This is a genomic window from Halomonas almeriensis (assembly GCF_030409235.1).
GTDB classification, from domain to species: domain Bacteria; phylum Pseudomonadota; class Gammaproteobacteria; order Pseudomonadales; family Halomonadaceae; genus Halomonas; species Halomonas almeriensis.
This window is the reverse complement of the sequence record NZ_JAUFPO010000020.1, coordinates 1-1150: the sequence shown is the minus strand read 5'-3', so window position 1 is coordinate 1150 and position 1150 is coordinate 1. Positions and strand designations below refer to the sequence as shown.

The 1150-nt window shown below is 62.3% G+C and carries 1 protein-coding gene; it reads left to right on the top strand.

All coding sequences use genetic code 11. From position 1 onward, the window contains the following. Nucleotides 1–983: IS1380 family transposase (locus QWY74_RS12935; RefSeq protein ID WP_290314464.1), on the top strand; the 983-nt coding region annotated here is incomplete at its 5' end. Between the last annotated feature and the right edge of the window lie 167 nt (nucleotides 984–1150).

The window sequence follows — 1150 nt, the reverse complement described above, 5'->3', positions numbered from 1 at the left end:
TGCATGAGGGCCTGCTGCGGCTGACCCTCTGGCGACTGACTACCCTGAACGGCGGCGAACGTCCCAAGCACCTGACGTTGGATATCGACGGCCTGCCGATCGAGGTCCACGGCCATCAGGGCGGATCGGCCTACCACGGCCATGTCGGCGCACGGATCTACTCGCCCCTGATCGCCTCGTTGGCTGAGACCGGCGACATGGTCGGCGGCCTGCTTCGCGAGGGCAACGTCGGACCGGCGGAGGACGCCGATACCTGGATTCCCCATCTGGTGCGCCGGCTCCACGAAAGTACCGGGGCCAGTGTCCGGGTACGTATCGATGCGGGCTTCACCGGTCATGACACACTGGAGGCCCTGGAAGAGCGCGGGATCGAGTTCCTGGGGCGACTACGTAGTCACTCGGGTCTCCAGAAGCTGGCGGCGCCGTACCTGAAACGGCCTCGAGGCCGCCCACCCGAGCAACCTCGGGAGTGGTGCCGTGATCTCGAGTATCAAGCCGGTTCCTGGCCTGCACCACGCCGCGTGGTGTTGGTGACACAGGAGCGTCCCGACGATTTGTTGCTGCACGCTTTCTTTCTGGTCACCAACCTCAATAAGTTCGACTGGCCACCAGAGAAGGTCCTGGAGCTCTATCGCAAGCGCGGCAGTGCCGAGGCACACATGGGCGAGGTGAAGTCAGCGCTCAACGTGCACCTTTCCTCGACGGATCGCGGCGCCTCCACCGTTCAGGACGTGATGGCCCGCAACGAGGCGAGCTTACTGCTGAGTCTCTGCGCCTACCAGGTGCTGCATGGCCTGCGTTGCCTGCTGGTCAGACAAACCCGACAGGGATGGAGCCTGATACGGATGCGCGAGCAGGTGCTCAAAGTGGCAGCGACATTATCGCTGCACGCCCGGCGCATGACGGTGCATCTCGGCGATGCCGCCGATAAGTGGTGGCCGACGCTGCTGAAGGGGCTACCGCGGCTGACGGCCCTGGCCTGATACTCAACAACATCAGGACCCAGTCGCTCGTCAGACCGGCCCCACGGAGGCTGGAGAACACGGCTGTGCCGGTAGCAGGATCTGATTCCATTTAGACATAAAAATTCCGATAAAAAGTCGAATCAGATATAAATAAGCTGCTTACCGAGCGGTCAAGTGACGTTGCA